Annotated in this window: 15 protein-coding genes; 5 read left to right on the top strand and 10 right to left on the bottom strand. The window is 38.2% G+C overall.

The window, feature by feature from the left end:
- The 3 genes from bcsB to ACNARN_RS15540 form a co-directional block, all read right to left on the bottom strand.
- Entirely contained in the window at window positions 1-2352 is a 2352-nt protein-coding gene (gene bcsB / locus ACNARN_RS15530; RefSeq protein WP_416304655.1) for a cellulose biosynthesis cyclic di-GMP-binding regulatory protein BcsB, read from the bottom strand.
- A gap of 2 nt (window positions 2353-2354) precedes the next feature.
- Window positions 2355-4475 (bottom strand): UDP-forming cellulose synthase catalytic subunit, encoded by a 2121-nt coding sequence (gene bcsA / locus ACNARN_RS15535; protein ID WP_416304656.1) that lies wholly within the window; start codon window positions 4473-4475, stop codon window positions 2355-2357.
- A 171-nt stretch (window positions 4476-4646) separates the two neighbouring features.
- On the bottom strand, window positions 4647-5045 hold the full coding sequence (locus ACNARN_RS15540) for a hypothetical protein (protein WP_196533614.1): 399 nt from the start codon (window positions 5043-5045) through the stop codon (window positions 4647-4649).
- Between the two features lie 1368 nt (window positions 5046-6413).
- Here ACNARN_RS15540 and ACNARN_RS15545 point away from each other — a divergent pair.
- The 3 genes from ACNARN_RS15545 to ACNARN_RS15555 all read left to right on the top strand — a co-directional run bounded on the left by ACNARN_RS15545 (window position 6414) and on the right by ACNARN_RS15555 (window position 8708).
- On the top strand, window positions 6414-6965 hold the full coding sequence (locus ACNARN_RS15545) for an NADAR family protein (protein ID WP_100157808.1): 552 nt from the start codon (window positions 6414-6416) through the stop codon (window positions 6963-6965).
- A 158-nt stretch (window positions 6966-7123) separates the two neighbouring features.
- Window positions 7124-8035: an N-acetylglucosamine kinase gene (gene nagK / locus ACNARN_RS15550; protein WP_198620272.1), complete on the top strand. Its 912-nt coding sequence runs from the start codon at window positions 7124-7126 to the stop codon at window positions 8033-8035.
- Between the two features lie 88 nt (window positions 8036-8123).
- Window positions 8124-8708: a rhomboid family intramembrane serine protease gene (locus ACNARN_RS15555; RefSeq protein WP_196533611.1), complete on the top strand. Its 585-nt coding sequence runs from the start codon at window positions 8124-8126 to the stop codon at window positions 8706-8708.
- A 19-nt stretch (window positions 8709-8727) separates the two neighbouring features.
- On the opposite strand, the gene satP is transcribed toward ACNARN_RS15555, so the two are convergent.
- Window positions 8728-9291, bottom strand: coding sequence for an acetate uptake transporter (gene satP / locus ACNARN_RS15560; protein ID WP_072065220.1), 564 nt, complete (start codon window positions 9289-9291; stop codon window positions 8728-8730).
- A 359-nt stretch (window positions 9292-9650) separates the two neighbouring features.
- Here satP and ACNARN_RS15565 point away from each other — a divergent pair, with 359 nt between their 5' ends.
- On the top strand, window positions 9651-10055 hold the full coding sequence (locus ACNARN_RS15565; protein ID WP_109373328.1) for a YgiW/YdeI family stress tolerance OB fold protein: 405 nt from the start codon (window positions 9651-9653) through the stop codon (window positions 10053-10055).
- Window positions 10056-10552: 497 nt separating this feature from the next.
- The gene (locus tag ACNARN_RS15570; protein ID WP_198626385.1) at window positions 10553-11002 is read left to right on the top strand and encodes a DUF411 domain-containing protein; all 450 of its coding nucleotides are present in this window, start codon (window positions 10553-10555) and stop codon (window positions 11000-11002) included.
- A 172-nt stretch (window positions 11003-11174) separates the two neighbouring features.
- On the opposite strand, the gene glmS is transcribed toward ACNARN_RS15570, so the two are convergent.
- The 6 genes from glmS to atpA form a co-directional block, all read right to left on the bottom strand.
- Window positions 11175-13001, bottom strand: coding sequence for a glutamine--fructose-6-phosphate transaminase (isomerizing) (glmS, locus tag ACNARN_RS15575; RefSeq protein ID WP_198620269.1), 1827 nt, complete (start codon window positions 12999-13001; stop codon window positions 11175-11177).
- Between the two features lie 159 nt (window positions 13002-13160).
- Window positions 13161-14534 carry a bifunctional UDP-N-acetylglucosamine diphosphorylase/glucosamine-1-phosphate N-acetyltransferase GlmU gene (gene glmU, locus ACNARN_RS15580; protein ID WP_198620268.1) on the bottom strand — a complete coding sequence of 458 codons (1374 nt, stop codon included), beginning with the start codon at window positions 14532-14534 and terminating at the stop codon, window positions 13161-13163.
- 152 nt (window positions 14535-14686) lie between these two features.
- Entirely contained in the window at window positions 14687-15103 is a 417-nt protein-coding gene (locus ACNARN_RS15585) for a F0F1 ATP synthase subunit epsilon (RefSeq protein WP_109373324.1), read from the bottom strand.
- Window positions 15104-15124: 21 nt separating this feature from the next.
- Window positions 15125-16507, bottom strand: a complete 1383-nt coding sequence (gene atpD / locus ACNARN_RS15590) for a F0F1 ATP synthase subunit beta (RefSeq protein WP_023583323.1) — start codon at window positions 16505-16507, stop codon at window positions 15125-15127.
- A gap of 34 nt (window positions 16508-16541) precedes the next feature.
- Window positions 16542-17405 (bottom strand): F0F1 ATP synthase subunit gamma, encoded by an 864-nt coding sequence (atpG, locus tag ACNARN_RS15595; RefSeq protein ID WP_006534342.1) that lies wholly within the window; start codon window positions 17403-17405, stop codon window positions 16542-16544.
- 58 nt (window positions 17406-17463) lie between these two features.
- Entirely contained in the window at window positions 17464-19005 is a 1542-nt protein-coding gene (gene atpA, locus ACNARN_RS15600) for a F0F1 ATP synthase subunit alpha (protein ID WP_006534343.1), read from the bottom strand.
- Window positions 19006-19019 lie beyond the last annotated feature (14 nt).

The following is a 19019-nucleotide window of genomic DNA, read 5'->3' on the forward strand; positions in this document are numbered from 1 at the left end:
TTATTTGTCTGAACGATGCTGTGATATCTGATGTAAACGACGAGTTGAACGACGTTGTAACCAGTAATAAGTCACGAAGCCCGTCAACGCACAAAAACCAACAGCTAAAAGACCCAGCAAATATACGTGTCTAGAGCTATACCAAAGGAATTGTTGTAAGAAAGGTAAGTCACCTTGCGAAAAGTGTTCACCTAAATGGAAACTTTTTACGGTGTCTTTACCACTAATAAGAGTGATGTCGCCTTTAATAGCCGCATTTATTTGGGCTAAATTTAAGTCATTGATAATGGTTTTTATCGAAGCATTACCTTTAGCTGTAACCAATACGACAACTCTGTTGCTTGCCCAAGGTGAGATAAAACTCATCATGCCACGCCAATCTTTCAGTGAAGATAAGTAACTTGCAGCATCACCACTTTGAGATAAATAATCGCCAGCAATCCAACCTTTTGCCTTGTCAATCAATGATTGTGGTTTGATTTCGACGTTTTTATTTAAAAATGAGAACGTTTGTTGTGAAAAACGAGCAGGTAGAAATCCCTCACTATTTAATGAGCCAATCGCTAGCACATCGTGTTGAGAGAGGTTATTTTTCTCGAGCTCTTTAGCACCTAAGAAAACCGAAGCATGAGAAACAGGTGTTCCTGTGGCATAACCTGATCTCGCCATTAAGTTCACTAAGGTATAAAGCTCTTCTATTGTTGGACTTTCAGGTAATAGCAGTGTGGTTTGTGAAAAATCCGCACGGCGACTAAATGGGAATGACGCTCCTGAAAAATAAGCCAAGTTCGGCATTCTTGAGTAGTGCCAAGTATTTTTAAATTGCAGTGTTGATTGCGGATCAATTTGGCTAATTAAGCTACTGCCATCCGTTAAAATACACGGTGAATCATCAGGCTCACGTAAATCAAAATAAAACTGTAATTGATTCTGACTATAAATTTGACGAGGATTTAAATAGAGCGTGCTATTTTGCTGTTCGCTCTCCATTCCCAGCCATTGTCTTAACATACCTAAAGGTTCTGAACGCGCCGGATACAATGCACCTAAGAATTGGTTATTCAAAGAGACAATTAATGAAGAGCGACGACTATTTAGTTTATCCGAATGAGGAAAAACATATTTCAAATCTAACGGCAGTGCATCACCATCCCACCAAAAGAGATCGGGAGAGACACGAAACGAAAACTGATTTGGTGCATGGTTAATGCCTTGGCGTGAGAAATCATCACTACCATTGGCAATTTGACTTAACGAAACAGGTTTATTGGTATTTAACCAACGAGGTGCATCGTAATCCGCACTCATTGCAAGCGTTTGAGAAGGCACCACTAAGTGATCGTTTTGTGGCAATTTACCGTTGTTTAATGCCCATACAGCTTGGCGAAGAGATTTCTCATTATCACCGCTGATCAGTAATAATTTGAAAACAGGATCGACTGGGTTATCAACAATGGTTAATTGCCCACTATTTCCTGAAGGTAATGTAATACCCGCAATAGTCTGCCCTGAATAACCAACTAAAATACCATCACTTTCAGGTAACTGATTCATTAAAACCGGTAAATCAACTTGCTTAATATCATGGCTAAAACTGCCAAACCATGATGCAGCAATGGCTGCTGTTGTTACCTCTGCATGGTCAGGTTTATCTGACAATATGATAGGTAACGAGGTCGCTGTCATTCTGTCAGGATCAAAGAACGGTAGGGGCAATCGTTCCAGACTATACCCGCCATTAATCCAGCGACCTCGATAATCTAATGATGAATCTGGTGAAATAACCAAACTTAATTCTTCAGCCAGTGGAGGAATACATTGGCTTTCATCCAATGCATCACGATTGGCTAAACGAAAGCTGAGATTATTCACATTCGTCAACATCATTTCAGGAATTTCTAAAACATATTCATGCTCTTGCCCACCTTCTTCTAAAGGTAGAAATCCCATAGGTTGACCATTTAGCATTAAGTGAAGTGTTTGATCAGATTGAATTAATCCTTGAGATGCTTTCACTTTCATTGTTAATGTGGCGTTATCAATAAATAAATCGTTCGCCATATTAAAAGTCACACCAGAAAGTAATTTTCTTCCTGATAGCACGATAGGCGATGGACTTCCCATTTGTGCTAATGTTAATTGCTCTTCAATATTACGCGCTTCAGACAATACGCCATCTTCAAGTTGGATCGGGTTATTCGCATTTTGTTGCACTGGCGAATGTGTATAAGCAGTCGGATCAGGTAAAAGCTCCCCTCCTAGCTCTAACATTCCGGTATCTGCTTGAGAAAGATTAATACTTGCGATCGCTATTGCCGTCAGGCTTAGCATTAATGTCAGTTTCTTTTTCATGCTTAGTCATCCCCGTTAATTGATTGCACAGAGAGTGAAGCTTTTGCTTTCGTTCTTATTGCTGGCGCTTTCACTTTTTGGCGACGACCAAAGAACAGTTCGAAAATACAACGTGTAATACCGGCCAATTCTTTAAATGGCTTGTCTTTATAATCTGCTTGATGGATCCATGCATCAGCACGACCAAAGACAATGCGCACCAATTTACGGCGAAGATTTAAATCAATAGGTAAGAATTCAAGACGTAGTTGATTGCTTTCTAAACTCACCATATCAACAGGAACGGTAACTTCATCTCGTTGTACATTCAGGGTGATTGAAGTGACATTACGTTGGCGAAGTTCAGACATTTTATTCGCGGCAATGCGAACGCCACCCATTGAAATATCTTCTGTGGTAGTTGTTAATTCAGCGCCATCATCAAAATGTAACGTAATCGGTAAAGATGCATTGATTCGAGTATTTTTACGAATTTGTCGCGTCTCTTTACCTACTGCGATAGAGGCAAGAATGATAAATAAACTGTATGTCGCCCAAGCAAGGTTTAAAACAATAACCAGCGGGTCAATACCTTGGAAGTCATTTAATAGGTAACGGACAACAACCCATGAAATCCCGGTGATAAGAAGAAGTGCAGTGATAATTAATGGACGTACAGTGAGGTAATCCATATAGCTTTTATCAAGCAAGTCACCTTTATCTGTTACGTTAAATTTACCTAATTTTGGTGAAACTAAGCTCAGTAAAGTAGGGAGTACCAAACTAAATGCCATGACGGTTTCATAAATTTCACCCCAAAAAGAGTAACGGTATTTACCGATATTTTTCGAGTTTACATAAACCGACATGATTAAGTGTGGTAATGCATAGGCAAATATCATGCTGGCGGATGAAGCGATAATATTAAGGTTAAATAACATAAACAGTAACGGCGCAGTCAAGAAGATGATACGAGGCAAACCGTACTGAAAGTGGAGCATGGCATTGAGATAACATAAACGCTGAGGGAATGTTAAACCACGCCCCAACATTGGATTATCAACACGGAATATCTGTGTCATTCCTCTAGCCCAACGAATACGCTGGTTAACGTGTAATGCTAAACGTTCTGTTGCAAGACCTGCGGCTAAAGGAATATCAATAAATGCAGAGTTCCAACCTAAGCGTTGTAATTTAAGCGCAGTGTGTGCATCTTCTGTTACCGTTTCAACAGCAATGCCACCAATTTCTTCAAGAGCACTACGACGCATAACAGCACATGAACCACAGAAGAATGTCGCATTCCAGTTATCATTACCACGTTGAACAGGGCCATAGAAAAGTGCGCCTTCATGCGGTGCATCTTTAGCCGCACTTAAATTTCGTTCAAATGGGTCTAGCGAGTAGAAATAGTGTGGTGTTTGGATCAACGCTAATTTTGGATCTTCAAGGAAGCTTCCTACTGTTGCTTGCAAGAAAATACGCGTGGAAATATGGTCACAGTCAAAAACGCAGATTAGCTCACCGTCTGTTAATCCCATCGCATGATTTAAGTTACCTGCTTTAGCGTGATCATGAACTTCACGTTCAATGTAAGTTACACCAACATCACCAGCGAATTGTTTAAATTCTTCACGACTACCATCATCCAATATATAAACTTTCATTTTATCTTGTGGATAATCGATAGCTTGTGCAGCAAGGACCGTATCACGTACAACATCCAAGCTTTCGTTATATGTTGGAATATAAATATCAACAGTAGGCCATTGAGAAATATCTTTAGGTAAAGGTGCTATTTTTCTATTTAATGGCCATGACGTTTGGAAATAACCTAGGACTAATATTATCCAAGAATAAATTTCAGCCATAAATAAACCACTACCTAAAACAGCCTCGATAGTTGTATTAAAATTTAAGGTATTTGTTGCACGCCAGTAGAGATAACGCGTTGACATCAACAATGAAATAAAAACCATTGTTAATAATCGTTTTTTTGATTTTTTAAAACCGATAACAAATAACAGCAATATATTGATAAGACCGAATATATATTGTTGTTCGGCGCTCATTGGCATAACAATGAGTGAAAACATCGTTATCAATAAAAAAGCCGTAATTAATGTTTTAAATATTTTATTCATAAACCCATACCTTTGTCATCGCCATAGATCTTTTCTTAAGACAAAGGCACCCTATCGACATTAATAAATATCGAAAAGAAATAAACCTATCTTAAAAAATAAAATAACAATGGCTAAAGATTGACACCAGTCAATATTATTTATTTACACAAAGAGTTTTGCTTATTCAGATTAGATAGAGGCAATAAATGACAATATATCTTTTAGTGATATATTTTCATGAGCATGAACTCTATCAGTTTCTTTGCTATCAAATATTTTATTATCTGCTAACAAATTTTGCTTACTCTTAATTAAATTGTCTTTCTTTGCTTTAACAACTAAAGCATCCTGGTGATAAGAAGGGATAGACGATGAAGTAACAGGCTGTTTTGGTTCGTTTTTCACTATAAGTGAAGTTTCAGAAAACGTATTATTACTTAAATTACTAATTTTATTATTATCTTCTTTATTTATAACTACTGGTTCTATTTTATTATCAACATCTTGTATTGTAGAGGAAGAAAACTCTTGAAAAGCAAAGGCATCTTCCTGAAACTTATCTTTTAGGTTACTAATATCATCATACATAGTGTGGCCCCTTTAATAACAGTACTCTAAACCTTGTTCAATAATTTGATGCTCATCCAAAATAAGGAGGAGAGAACCTTATAGATAATTTTCACAATAAGTTAAAAATATATCTCTATAAATTCATATTTAAACTCTCATTAAATCATCAATTAATGAACATCAACTATGTAGGGTAAAATAATCTTATAAATACTAATTTATTTAATTACAAATAAACATCATCCAATTAGGAGCAATGATTATTTAAATTAAATTGTATAATTATTTTAATGAAAAAGACAACATCAAAAAAAGTGTAAAAAGTAAAACGCCACTCATTTTCACTTTATAAAAATGGGTACTTTTACTTAATTTCATATTTATTATTACTATCAAAAATAGCGTCTTTTTTACCTAAAAAAACAAGTTTAAAAACCAGATAATAACTAGAGTTAATTAATAACAATTTGTATAAATTTTATAAATATAAAATTCTAAAATAATTATTTATTGATATTATTTCTTCTAAAAAGCAAAGAGCCCATCAAGATCAATTTTAATAAACCCTCTTTTTTCTATTCCAAAAAAGACTAAAAAAATAATAACTAAAAATGGAAAGGATTATTTATTCATATTGATCATCATCAAAATAGGTTCCTTTTTTACACCTAAAAAGTGTGTTTATTGCTTTTTATCATATTACGATCGTTCTATTTTATTAATAAAAAAATAAAACACATCAGTATTGGTTAAGTTTTAGAAAAAAACATTAAAATAAAAGACAAAAGTAGATAATCAATCTATGATTAGTTTTATTATTTACTTATAGTAAATACCGCTAAGAATAACCTGTATTCCAGAATAATTAACTTAAGTAATATTTTATCTATAAAATGATATTGTTAATTTAGCTTAACAAATACACAAGCGTGATTTAGTTCAAATAATAAATGTAACAATGAAAACAAGTATCTCAATTAACCTAAGTTATTAAATTAATTAAGTAATAGCTATTTTATTAGTTATAAATACCAACAATTAGTATAAATACCAATAAATGTGCTTTTTTATATTAAAAATACTTAATTAACTACACCTTTATACTAAGTAAGTAGTATCGTTTTAAGATTATCTTTTTGTGTGATTATATAAATAAAGAAACTCTTTAGTTCGATTTTTTTAAGAGTAATCCTAGTAATCTAAGCTCTATTTTTTTTATCATTCAGTAAAAACAAATCTAATTAAGATTAATTTAATAAGAATAATTTGAAAATAGCGGAATCGCTTCACCTATAAGCAGAATAGCAAAAAGGCACTCTATCCTTCTTTACTTCTATGCTATCTTTATTAAGTGAATTAGGAGTATTCAACATAACGGAAAAAAAGATGGATTTAGAACAATTAAAAAAAGAATTTCGTGCAGGAAAGAAAATAAAGTACATCTACTTTTGGGGACACAAAAGTAAAGGTAATGACATCGCAAAAAGTTGTTTTAGCCAATGGTATCCAGCACCTTTTATATTAGATGATGTGCGTTATGCCAGCGCTGAGCACTATATGATGGCTGAAAAAGCAAAGCTATTTAATGATATAGAAGTCAGAAAGCGCATTATTACTGCATCTAACCCAGGCTCTGCAAAAGCATTAGGCAGAGAAGTCAAAGGATTTGACCAAGGTATTTGGGAACAACACCGTATGGATATTGTTATTCGTGCCAATATCGCTAAGTTTTCCCAAAATGAAGAACTCGGTAAATTTCTGATTTCAACAGGCAATCGTGTGCTTGTTGAGGCAAGCCCCGTTGATAAAATATGGGGAGTCGGTTTAAGTGAGCAAGACAATGAGATTAACAATCCTCTTCTTTGGAATGGATTAAATTTATTAGGCTTTGCTCTAATGAAAGTACGTAGTGTTTTGATTGAAAGTAGTAATCAATAGATAAAGAAAACTCAACTGTCACCAATCACTGTTCTTCTTTAACCTAGTGTATATAAGCAGTAGAGATAACTTAAGTATTGACTGAAATAGAAATGGCCACGTAACGACACCCTTGTCGTTGCTATAAATAATATTTACAGAATAATTAAGAGACTGATATGTATTATGGTTTTGATATGGGCGGCACAAAAATTGAGCTTGCCGTTTTTGATAAAGATCTGACTCAAGTATGGCAAAAACGTGTTCCTACACCTAAAAATGATTATCAGGCGTTATTGAATGTTTTTAAGGAACTAACCTTAGAAGCTGACATTGAATTAGGGTGTAAAGGAAAAGTAGGCGTTGGTGTTCCTGGTATTGTGAATGCAAAAGAAGGAACGGTATTTACCACTAATGTTCCAGCCGCTAAATACAAGCCAATGGTTCATGATCTTGCACATATACTCAATAGACCGGTTAAAGTTGAAAATGATGCTAACTGCTTTGCCTTATCGGAAGCATGGGATCCCGAATTTCGTCATCATCCTTCTGTACTTGGACTTATTTTAGGTACAGGTGTTGGTGGCGGTTTTGTTATTGATGGCAAAGTATTATCTGGCAAGAATGGGATTGCTGGTGAAATCGGTCATATGAATCTGAATGTGGATGCAGATAACGTGATTGGCGAAACAATGCCAAAAATCATCTGCGGTTGTGGTAAAAAAGCGTGTTTTGAAACTTATTTATCTGGTCGTGGTTTTGAACGTATGTATAAGGCATTCAATCATACTCCCAGAAGAGCCGTTGATATTGTTGAGCAATACTATGCTGGAGATAAGAAAACAGAAGAGCACGTTGATCGTTATATGAAAGTGTTAGCGATTTATCTAAGTAATATTCTTACTGTACTTGATCCACATTTAATTGTTATTGGTGGTGGATTATCGCAATTTAATGCACTGTATGACCAATTACCTGAATATCTCTCACACTGTGTCTATGGAAATGCTCAAATTCCAGCAATAGAAAAAGCTCGTCATGGTGATGCAGGTGGCGCTCGCGGAGCTGCTTGCCTTAATTTATTAGACTAATAAATAAAAAAGAGCCTTTCTTCTTTTTATTAGAGGCTCTTCTATTTATAGCGTTTTATCAACGTCATTACATTATTAAGGCTACGTTATGGATAAGGTTTGGTTTAAAAAAAGGCTCACCTTTCTTGGTGGGTTAACTATCATATTAGTCTTACTTCAACTTATTAACTCACTATTACCCATATCTCTTTTTCAATGGGGTATTGTTCCAAGAACGGGTGAAGGTTTAATTGGTATTTTTATCGCACCTTTCATTCATGGATCTTGGTCCCATCTATTTAGTAATCTACTCCCGCTTCTTATTCTTAGCTTTTTATCCATGACACAATCTCTACGAGAATATGTACTATCCAGTATATTTATTATTATCGTAAGTGGTTTATTAGTTTGGATTTTTGGACGAAATGCTATTCACGTTGGTGCAAGTGGGTGGATTTTTGGGTTATGGTCTTTACTTATTGCTCACGCTTTTACTCGACATAAAATTATCGATATTGTAATTGCACTCTTTGTTCTATTCTATTATGGATCAATGGCCTATGGCTTAATTCCGGGACAATTAGGTGTATCAACAGAATCACATATTTCAGGTGTCGTTGCAGGGTTGCTTTACGCATGGTGTGCAAGAAAACTAATACGCCGTAAAAGCCAAGTAGTAGAAGTGGCTAAATAGCCACTTCTGTATAAAGCGGTTACTTGTGACCAATTGGCAGTATTGTTCTGCCATACATCTCATTTAATACTTCAGCCATTGCAAGATAAAAAGCACTGGCACCACAAATAATACCTTCAAAACCTGCAATTTTTAAAATCAGTGCATTACCTGTGATATTTCCTATTGCCAGTAATGCAAATAAAATAGTCAGACTTAAAAAGACAAACTGGAGTGCTCTATTGGCTTTTAACGTGCCAATAAACATGAAAAAGGTAAAAATTCCCCATAACGCTAAAAACACACCCAAAAAGAGAGGTGTTGTGGGTTCACTTAAGCCCATCACGGGTAATAACCAAATACCTACTAATGTTACCCAAAAGAAGCCGTAAGAGGTAAATGCAGTGGCTCCAAAAGTATTGCCTTTTTTGAACTCAAAAATTCCAGCAATAACTTGTGCGATCCCACCATAAAAAATTCCCATACTCATAATAACTGAGACTACTGGGAAAAAACCGGCATTATGTATGTTCAACAAAATCGTTGTCATACCAAAACCCATTAAACCTAATGGACCCGGATTGGCAATGCGTTCGTTAGTCATAAAACCTAAAACCTCTAAAAATAACAGGGGAAAATTAAAAAAAATTTGAAGGCGCTGGATGATAAGAGGTAATACATCTAAAAACAATGATCCTACAAGGTATATTTTTGAATAACGGTCTACACTGATCCAAAGGGGAAATAACCAGAAGATTTAACTTAAAGAAAAGAAGTACTTAGTGATAGATGCTTATATTGAAAAAAACAACACTATAAAATATAACTCTAGTTTTAAAATAGTAATATCAATCATTTGATGTATTAATATCTAGATTTACCTTTATATGCTGTTTTATACATGAAGTTGAAATAAAATAAGTACTATACTTAGTTATATTTTAAACAGAAAGCGAGCTTGATATGAAAAAAATTCTTGTATTATTAATTGGTAGTACGTTGGCCTTTGCATCTCAAGCCAATACAACATCTCATAATGGTGGTTTTGTTTCTCCTCAAGGCACTATTCAATCAAGTGCAGATCAAGGAGGATTTAAAGGTCCTTCAATTAGCGAAACCTCCGTTGCAAAAGCAAAAGATCTTTCTGATGACACTTGGGTTATTTTAACGGGTAAAATTACCAAAAAAATTGGTGATGAGCTGTACGTTTTTGAAGACAGCACAGGCGGTATCAATGTAGATATCGACAATAAAAGATGGCGTGGACAAACAGTTACACCAGATAATACCGTCAGAATTGAAGGTAAAGTTGATAAAGAATGGACAAGCACTGAGATCGACGTAAAACAAATTACTATTATCAAATAATCGCCATCAAATAATTTGTTTTTAAATTAAAAATACACCTATTTATTTTAAAGCCAATACATTGAAAATATTGGCTTTTTTATTTTTATATTCTCTATATTTTATTTTCATCAATAAAATTGGATCCCTTATACAAATTTCTCCGCTTTAACCTCAAGTTAAGTTTAGGTTTATAGTTATTCCAAGTTAAAGCACAAACACTCTTCGCAAGAGGTGATTTAACTTATGAGATACCCTCATAGTCGTTTACATCCTAACTACTCTACGTTTACCCTGTTTTCTCCATTTTAAGCCTGCTATGCAGGCTTTTTTTCTTCTTATATCAAGTCATATTCTCGAAAAACATCAAAAAAGGATAAGCAAAGTATTATTTATATCTTTGTTTTCTATAAATATTTTTTTACAAAACTCTACACGTTTATACCTTAATTAAATTGACCTTCCAGTAGGGGTAAAGATTATTGTTTCATCTATCAATTTAGTGAAAGGAATAAACAATGAAAAAATTATTACTGCCTTCTATTATTGCAATCTCCGCTTTTACAAGCACGGCTTATGCATCTAATCATAATGTTATTGAGGTTTATAAAACTGACAGTTGTGGATGCTGTACGTTATGGGCTGATGGCGTAAAAGAAGCAGGCTTCAATGTTAAAGTGAATATTGTTTCAGAGACAGAGTTAATGCAGAAATATCAACAAGCCGGTGTACCCAATAATTTATTAAGTTGCCACTTTGCGACTTACCAAGGTAAAGATTTAGTAGGACATATCCCCGTTGATAGTTTAAAAAATATCGACTTAGTAGATAAATCTAAATCAGGTATTGCCGTTGCAGGTATGCCAGCGGGAAGTTTAGGTATGTATGCAGGTGATTACAAAGAGCCTTACCAAGTGATTGCCTTTGATAAATCAGGCAACCAATCCCTGTTTAAGTCTTACAACTAGTTTTGTTCTTACTGTAGTGTTGTTTTAATAGCAATATATCTCTCCGATTGTGTTATTTTCCTCTGCCTGTTATCGATTTGCGGGCAGAGTTTTATTTTCTAGGCATAAAAAAACCAGCCTGCTTTTTACAGCATGACTGGTTCTTTTAGAATAAAGTTAACTTTGACTTTATTTATTCAACTGTAACCGATTTTGCTAAGTTACGAGGTTGGTCTACATCTGTGCCTTTAATTAAGGCAACATGATAAGACAACAACTGTAATGGTACAGTATAGAAAATAGGTGCGATAAGCTCTTCAACATGAGGTAAAGAAATTAACTTCATCGTTTCGTTTTCTTCAAAGCCTGCATCTTGATCCGCAAATACATACAGTAAGCCACCACGCGCACGTACTTCTTCAATATTAGATTTTAATTTCTCTAATAACTCATTGTTTGGCGCAATGATGATAACAGGCATATCCGCATCAATTAATGCTAATGGACCATGTTTTAATTCACCAGCAGCATAAGCTTCAGCATGAATATAAGAGATCTCTTTTAGCTTTAATGCACCTTCTACCGCAATCGGGTATTGGTCGCCACGACCTAAGAATAAAGCATGGCTTTTTTCTGAGAAGTCTTCAGCTAACGCTTCAATCACTTTATCTTTCGATAGCATGCTTTCAATACGGCTTGGTAATGCATGTAATGCTGTTGAAACGTCTTGCTCTAATGTCGCGACACCTTTAATTCGTCCCATATATGCCACCAGCATTAATAGAACGGTTAACTGTGTGGTAAATGCTTTGGTTGATGCAACACCAATTTCAGCACCCGCTTTAGTCATTAAAACAAATTCAGACTCACGAACCAAAGAAGAGCCTGCAACGTTACAAATAGCTAAAGAAGATAAATAACCTAACTCTTTAGATAACCGCAATGCAGCTAATGTATCTGCTGTTTCACCTGATTGAGATAATGTAATCAGTAAACTGTTACGGCGAGTTGCTGGTTTACGGTAGCGATATTCTGATGCAATTTCGACATCACAAGGAATACCCGCTAAAGACTCAAACCAATAACGTGAAACCATACCTGCGTTATAAGAAGTACCACAAGCTACAATTTGAATATGTTCAACTTTAGATAAGATATCTTCAGCTTTAGATCCTAGTTCACTTAGATCAATCGTTTCTGATTTTAAACGACCTTCAAGCGTGTTTTTAATCGCCAGAGGCTGTTCATAGATCTCTTTTTGCATGTAGTGACGGTAAACACCTTTATCACCCGCATCGTATTGAACATTTGATTCAATCGTATCACGAACAACTTCTTCGCCATTCACATCAAAAATATGAACATGACGACGAGTGACCTCGACAATATCCCCTTCTTCAAGATAGATAAAGCGACGGGTAACAGGTAATAGAGCCAACTGGTCAGAAGCAAGGAAGTTTTCACCCACGCCAAGACCTACCACCAGCGGGCTACCAGAGCGAGCAGCGACTAATAACTCAGGTGTACGGCTATCCATAATAACGGTACCGTAAGCACCACGTAATTGAGGAATAACACGTTGTACAACTTCACGTAATGTACCACCTTGGCGCTGTTCCCAGTTAACAAGGTGAGCAATCACTTCAGTGTCAGTTTGAGAAGCAAACTGATACCCTTTTTTAATTAATTCTGCTTTCAGTTCTTGGTAGTTTTCGATAATGCCATTATGTACAACTGCAATCGTACCTGATACATGAGGATGTGCATTATCTTCACAAGGTTCACCATGTGTTGCCCAACGAGTATGAGCAATACCTGTACCACCAATCACTTGTGTTTTTTCTGCTTCTTCCGCCAGCATTTGTACTTTGCCAGCTTCACGCAGACGTGTCATTTTACAGTCATTATCCACAACCGCTAAACCCGCAGAGTCATAACCGCGGTATTCTAAACGACGTAAGCCTTCAATTAAGATTTCAGCGATATCGCGTTGTGCAACTGCACCTACTATTCCACACATTGTGTTATTCCTAAAACTGTGCGTTTATTCGCACTTGGATGTCTTATACCTGATTGGTCTGTTCCCCAAGCCATTGTAGAAAGCGGGGATATTTTTTGTTTTTAGAATAATAGCGTACAAGAAAAGGGCGCTAATGAAATATACGCCCTTTTCTTAAAATTATTGTTTTTTCTTCACTGGACGTTTCCATCCACTAATATGAGTTTGCTTAACTCGACTGATCACTAATTCATTTTCATTCACGTTTTTAGTGAGTGTTGTTCCTGCACCAATTGTTGCACCATTAGCAACCGTAACTGGCGCTACTAATTGGGTATCTGAACCAATAAAGACGTCATCACCAATAACTGTTTTGAATTTATTCGCACCATCGTAGTTACAAGTAATAGTACCCGCGCCGATATTAACATTAGCGCCTACTTCAGTGTCGCCTAAGTAAGTCAGATGACCCGCTTTAGAGCCAACACCTAAGCTTGCTTTTTTCATCTCAACAAAGTTACCAACGTGAGCTTTATCCGCTAATTCACTACCCGGACGAAGGCGTGCAAATGGCCCAACAGTACACTCTTGAGCTAAGTTTGCATCCTCGATCACCGTATAGGGGCTGATAATAGAATTATCACCAATCACACAGTTTTTCAGGACACACCCTGTACCGATTTCAACGTTGTTACCTAAAGTGACATTACCTTCAATAATCACGTTAGTGTCAATGACGACGTCTTTACCGTGAGTTAGCGTACCACGTAAATCAAAACGAGCAGGATCAAGCAACATGACGCCTTCTAATAATAAGCGTTCAGCCTGTTCTGTTTGGTAAATACGTTCTAATGTAGCCAGTTGTAAACGGTTATTCACGCCTTCCATTTCACTATGACGACGAGGATGAGCCGTTTCAATTTTACGACCTTCTTTATACGCTAACGCGATAATGTCAGTAATGTAATACTCTTTTTGTGCATTATTATTATTGAGCTTACCTAACCAACGTTTTAAATCACCACCATTAGCGACCAAAATACCCGTGTTGATTTCAGTAATTTTGAGTTGTTCTTCAGACGCATCTTTTTGTTCGATAATGCCCGTCACTTCGCCATTTTCACGAACAATACGACCATAGCCAGTTGGGTTATCTAAAATAACTGTTAATAAACCAATACCGCCTTCTGGTTTGACTTCAATTAAACGTTCTAACGTTTCTTTAGTGATAAGTGGAACATCACCGTAAAGCATCAGGATATCTTCATCATCAGCAAAGAAAGGCGCAGCTTGTTGCATTGCGTGACCTGTTCCTAGTTGCTCTGCTTGTAGTACCCAATTAACAGGTTGTGAACCTAATTTTTCTTTCATTAGTTCACCACCATGCCCATAGACAAGGTGTGTTTGTTGAGCGCCTAATGACTTGGCAGTATCAATCACATGTTGAACCATGGATTTACCTGCAAGTTTATGAAGAACTTTAGGTAACTGTGAATACATGCGGGTGCCTTTTCCCGCAGCAAGAATAACAACGCTTTTAGCTGAATTAGACATAATTAACCCGATAACTCCCGTAAAGAATGGCAAGTAAACCTGTTTATGCCAAATAATACTACATATTTCGTCACACAAAATATTTCATGACGCAAAAAAGCCAGTTAGCGAAGAACCAACTGGCTTTTTTATTCATAGACTGCCTATTTACATCAACGTCGAGTCAATTCGATTACACGTAGTTTTGCAATCGCTTTGGCTAATTCTGCTGATGCTTGAGCATAATCAACATCACCATGAGAGGATTGAATGTGTTCTTCAGCTTTACGCTTAGATTCCAACGCTTTCGCTTCATCCAAATCACGACCACGGATAGCTGTATCTGCCAGTACAATGACGCCTGTCGGTTGAACTTCGAGAATACCACCAGAAAGGTAGATAACCTCTTCTTCACCCGATGTTTTTACGACACGTACCATGCCCGGTTTTATGGCAGTTAATAACGGGGTATGCTGCGGATAAATACCGAGCTCACCTTCGCTACCAGTTACCTGAATTCGTTTGACTTCGCCGTCATATAACTGCTTTTCAGCGCTGACAACTTTCAGGTAGAACGATGTATCAGCCATATCAACCTCCCGTCAGCCGTATTAAAGCTTCTTAGCTTTTTCTACTGCTTCTTCGATAGTACCAACCATGTAGAACGCCTGCTCTGGCAGGTGGTCATAATCACCGTTCAGAATACCTTTAAAGCCACGGATAGTGTCTTTCAGGGAAACGAACTTACCTGGTGATCCGGTAAATACTTCAGCAACGAAGAATGGCTGAGACAGGAAGCGCTGGATCTTACGCGCACGCGCAACAACCAGTTTATCTTCTTCTGACAGTTCATCCATACCTAAGATAGCGATGATGTCTTTCAGTTCCTGATAACGTTGCAGGATAGACTGAACACCACGAGCCACATCATAGTGCTCTTGGCCAACTACCAGTGGGTCTAATTGACGACTGGTAGAATCCAGTGGGTCAACCGCAGGGTAGATACCTAATGAAGCAATTTGACGGCTCAATACAACTGTCGCATCTAAGTGAGCAAACGTTGTTGCTGGTGATGGGTCAGTTAAGTCATCCGCAGGTACGTATACAGCTTGTACAGAGGTGATTGAACCTGTTTTGGTTGAAGTGATACGTTCTTGCAGAACACCCATCTCTTCAGCCAATGTTGGTTGGTAACCTACCGCTGATGGCATACGACCTAACAGTGCTGATACTTCAGTACCGGCTAAGGTGTAACGATAGATGTTATCTACGAATAACAGTACGTCACGACCTTCGTCACGGAATTTCTCAGCCATAGTCAGACCAGTCAGTGCAACACGCAGGCGGTTTCCTGGTGGCTCATTCATCTGACCATAAACTAACGATACTTTGTCAAGAACGTTAGAATCTGTCATTTCATGATAGAAGTCGTTACCCTCACGAGTACGTTCACCAACACCAGCAAATACAGAGTAACCTGAGTGCTCGATCGCGATATTACGGATCAATTCCATCATGTTAACTGTTTTACCAACACCCGCACCACCGAACAGACCTACTTTACCACCTTTAGCGAACGGACAGATTAAGTCCATTACTTTGATACCGGTTTCAAGCAGTTCTTGTGAGTTTGATAACTCTTCGTAGGTTGGCGCTTCACGGTGGATAGACCAACGTTCTTCAGTTGCAATATCACCTTTCATATCGATAGGTGTACCCAGAACGTTCATGATACGTCCCAGTGTTGCTTTACCTACTGGTACTTCAATTGGGTGGCCTAAGTTTTCAACTTTTAAGCCACGGCTTAAACCGTCTGATGTACCCATTGCGATACAACGAACGATACCACCGCCTAACTGTTGCTGAACTTCTAGCACCAGTTTTTCTTTACCATTCATAACCTCAAGAGCGTCGTATACTTTAGGGACGCTATCCTGAGGGAACTCGGCGTCCACTACGGCGCCGATTACCTGGACAATCTTTCCAGTAGCCATCTTGAATCCTCTACGTAATTCGTAAACCTAGCTGTTATACCGCGGCTGCACCAGACACAATTTCTGTAAGTTCCTGAGTAATGCTTGCTTGGCGTGCTTTGTTGTACACCAATTGCAGTTCTTTAATCAGGTTACCACCGTTATCTGTAGCGGCTTTCATCGCGACCATTCGGGCGGCCTGCTCACTCGCTAAGTTCTCTACGACGCTCTGGTAAACTTGCGATTCGATATAACGACGCAGTAAAGTATCCAGTAACGCCTTAGGATCAGGTTCGTACAGATAATCCCAAGATTTTTCTTTCAGCTCTTCATCATCACCTGGTGGTAATGGTAAAACCTGAAGAATTTTAGGCTCTTGAGCCATGGTATTGATGAACTTATTTGCCACCACATACAGTTTATCTAAACGACCTTCGTCATAAGCCTGCAACATGATATTGACTGGACCGATAAGGTCTGACAGTTTTGGATCATCACCCATACCAGTTACTTGACCAACAACATTCCCACCTACTGAGCCAAAGAATGAAGCGGCTTTAGAACCGATTAGTGCTAAATCTACCTGCACACCTTTTTCAGACCACTCTTTCATGTCTGCCAGCAGTTTTTTGAACAAGTTAATGTTCAAACCACCACACAAACCACGGTCGGTCGAAACAACCAGGTACCCGACACGTTTAACTTCACGCTCTTCGAGGTATGGATGTTTGTATTCCAGATTCCCTAACGCAAGGTGACCAATCACACTGCGCATGGTTTCTGCATAAGGACGGCTGGCTGCCATGCGTTCCTGCGTTTTACGCATTTTCGACGCGGCGACCATCTCCATCGCTTTAGTGATCTTCTGTGTGTTTTGCACACTGGCGATCTTCGAACGTATCTCTTTTGCGCCGGCCATTTCTGCTTCTCCTCATGAACCAGACGGCCTAATGTTTAACTATTAGGCCGAATAGTTATTACCAGGACTGAGTCGCTTTGAAGTTTTCTAGCACGCCTTTCAGCTTCGCTTCGATTTCTTCGTTATAAGTACCAGTCTGGTTGATTTCTTTCAATAAATCAGCATGTTCACGAGAGGCATAAGCTAATAAAGCCGCTTCAAATGGCACAACTTTTGAAATTTCAACATCTTCCAGATAACCACGTTCTGCTGCAAACAGTGATAAAGACTGTTGTGCGACAGACATTGGTTCGTACTGTTTCTGTTTCAGCAATTCAGTCACTTTCTGACCGTGGTTTAATTGTTTACGGGTAGCATCGTCCAGATCGGAAGCGAACTGTGAGAATGCTGCCAGCTCACGATACTGCGCAAGAGCAGTACGGATACCACCAGAAAGTTTCTTCATGATCTTAGTCTGAGCTGCACCACCAACACGAGATACGGAGATCCCTGGGTTAACAGCTGGACGGATACCTGCGTTAAACAGGTTAGATTCTAAGAAGATCTGACCATCGGTAATAGAGATTACGTTCGTAGGAACGAATGCAGAAACGTCCCCTGCTTGCGTTTCGATAATTGGTAACGCAGTCAGAGAGCCGGTTTTACCTTTAACTTCACCATTAGTGAATGCTTCTACGTACTCAGCATTAACGCGAGCAGCACGCTCAAGTAAACGGGAGTGCAGATAGAAAACGTCACCAGGGTATGCTTCACGTCCAGGTGGACGACGAAGTAACAGTGAAATTTGACGGTATGCGACAGCCTGTTTAGACAGGTCATCATAAATAATCAGGGCATCTTCACCACGGTCACGGAAGTATTCACCCATTGCGCAACCTGAATAAGGAGCTAGGTATTGCAGCGCTGCTGATTCTGATGCAGAAGCAACAACAACAATGGTGTTTTCTAACGCGCCATGTTCTTCTAATTTACGAACAACGTTCGAAATAGTAGAGGCTTTCTGACCGATAGCGACATAGATACATTTAATGCCAGAGTCGCGTTGGTTGATGATCGCATCGACAGCCAGAGCAGTTTTACCTGTTTGGCGGTCACCGATGATCAATTCACGCTGACCACGACCAATTGGGATCATGGCATCGACGGATTTGTAACCTGTTTGTACAGGCTGATCAACTGATTGACGGTCGATAACACCAGGAGCAATCATCTCAACAGGTGAGAATCCATCATGCTCTACTGCACCTTTACCATCAATCGGCTCACCCAGTGTGTTTACCACACGGCCAAGCAGACCACGCCCAACAGGTACTTCCAGAATACGACCTGTACATTTAACTTTCATGCCTTCTGCTAAGTCAGCATAAGGACCCATCACAACCGCACCAACAGAGTCGCGCTCTAAGTTCAGTGCGATAGCGAAACGGTTACCCGGCAGTGCGATCATCTCACCCTGCATAACTTCGGCTAAACCGTGGATACGAATGATACCGTCACTAACGGATACAATCGTACCTTCATTGTGAGCTTCACTCACTACATTGAACTGAGCAATGCGCTGCTTGATCAGTTCGCTGATTTCAGTGGAATTCAGTTGCATATGCTCCAGTCCCC

It is taken from the genome of Proteus sp. TSJ240517 (assembly GCF_047921575.1).
In the GTDB taxonomy this organism is placed as follows: Bacteria; Pseudomonadota; Gammaproteobacteria; order Enterobacterales; family Enterobacteriaceae; genus Proteus.

What these genes read in the sequence shown, in the direction of transcription:
- bcsB (WP_416304655.1), bottom strand. Translation starts at nt 2,352, where the DNA reads ATGAAAAAGAAACTGACATTAATGCTAAGCCTGACGGCAATAGCGATC.
- bcsA (WP_416304656.1), bottom strand. Translation starts at nt 4,475, where the DNA reads ATGAATAAAATATTTAAAACATTAATTACGGCTTTTTTATTGATAACG.
- ACNARN_RS15540 (WP_196533614.1), bottom strand. Translation starts at nt 5,045, where the DNA reads ATGTATGATGATATTAGTAACCTAAAAGATAAGTTTCAGGAAGATGCC.
- ACNARN_RS15545 (WP_100157808.1), top strand. Translation starts at nt 6,414, where the DNA reads ATGGATTTAGAACAATTAAAAAAAGAATTTCGTGCAGGAAAGAAAATA.
- nagK (WP_198620272.1), top strand. Translation starts at nt 7,124, where the DNA reads ATGTATTATGGTTTTGATATGGGCGGCACAAAAATTGAGCTTGCCGTT.
- ACNARN_RS15555 (WP_196533611.1), top strand. Translation starts at nt 8,124, where the DNA reads ATGGATAAGGTTTGGTTTAAAAAAAGGCTCACCTTTCTTGGTGGGTTA.
- satP (WP_072065220.1), bottom strand. Translation starts at nt 9,291, where the DNA reads ATGACTAACGAACGCATTGCCAATCCGGGTCCATTAGGTTTAATGGGT.
- ACNARN_RS15565 (WP_109373328.1), top strand. Translation starts at nt 9,651, where the DNA reads ATGAAAAAAATTCTTGTATTATTAATTGGTAGTACGTTGGCCTTTGCA.
- ACNARN_RS15570 (WP_198626385.1), top strand. Translation starts at nt 10,553, where the DNA reads ATGAAAAAATTATTACTGCCTTCTATTATTGCAATCTCCGCTTTTACA.
- glmS (WP_198620269.1), bottom strand. Translation starts at nt 13,001, where the DNA reads ATGTGTGGAATAGTAGGTGCAGTTGCACAACGCGATATCGCTGAAATC.
- glmU (WP_198620268.1), bottom strand. Translation starts at nt 14,534, where the DNA reads ATGTCTAATTCAGCTAAAAGCGTTGTTATTCTTGCTGCGGGAAAAGGC.
- ACNARN_RS15585 (WP_109373324.1), bottom strand. Translation starts at nt 15,103, where the DNA reads ATGGCTGATACATCGTTCTACCTGAAAGTTGTCAGCGCTGAAAAGCAG.
- atpD (WP_023583323.1), bottom strand. Translation starts at nt 16,507, where the DNA reads ATGGCTACTGGAAAGATTGTCCAGGTAATCGGCGCCGTAGTGGACGCC.
- atpG (WP_006534342.1), bottom strand. Translation starts at nt 17,405, where the DNA reads ATGGCCGGCGCAAAAGAGATACGTTCGAAGATCGCCAGTGTGCAAAAC.
- atpA (WP_006534343.1), bottom strand. Translation starts at nt 19,005, where the DNA reads ATGCAACTGAATTCCACTGAAATCAGCGAACTGATCAAGCAGCGCATT.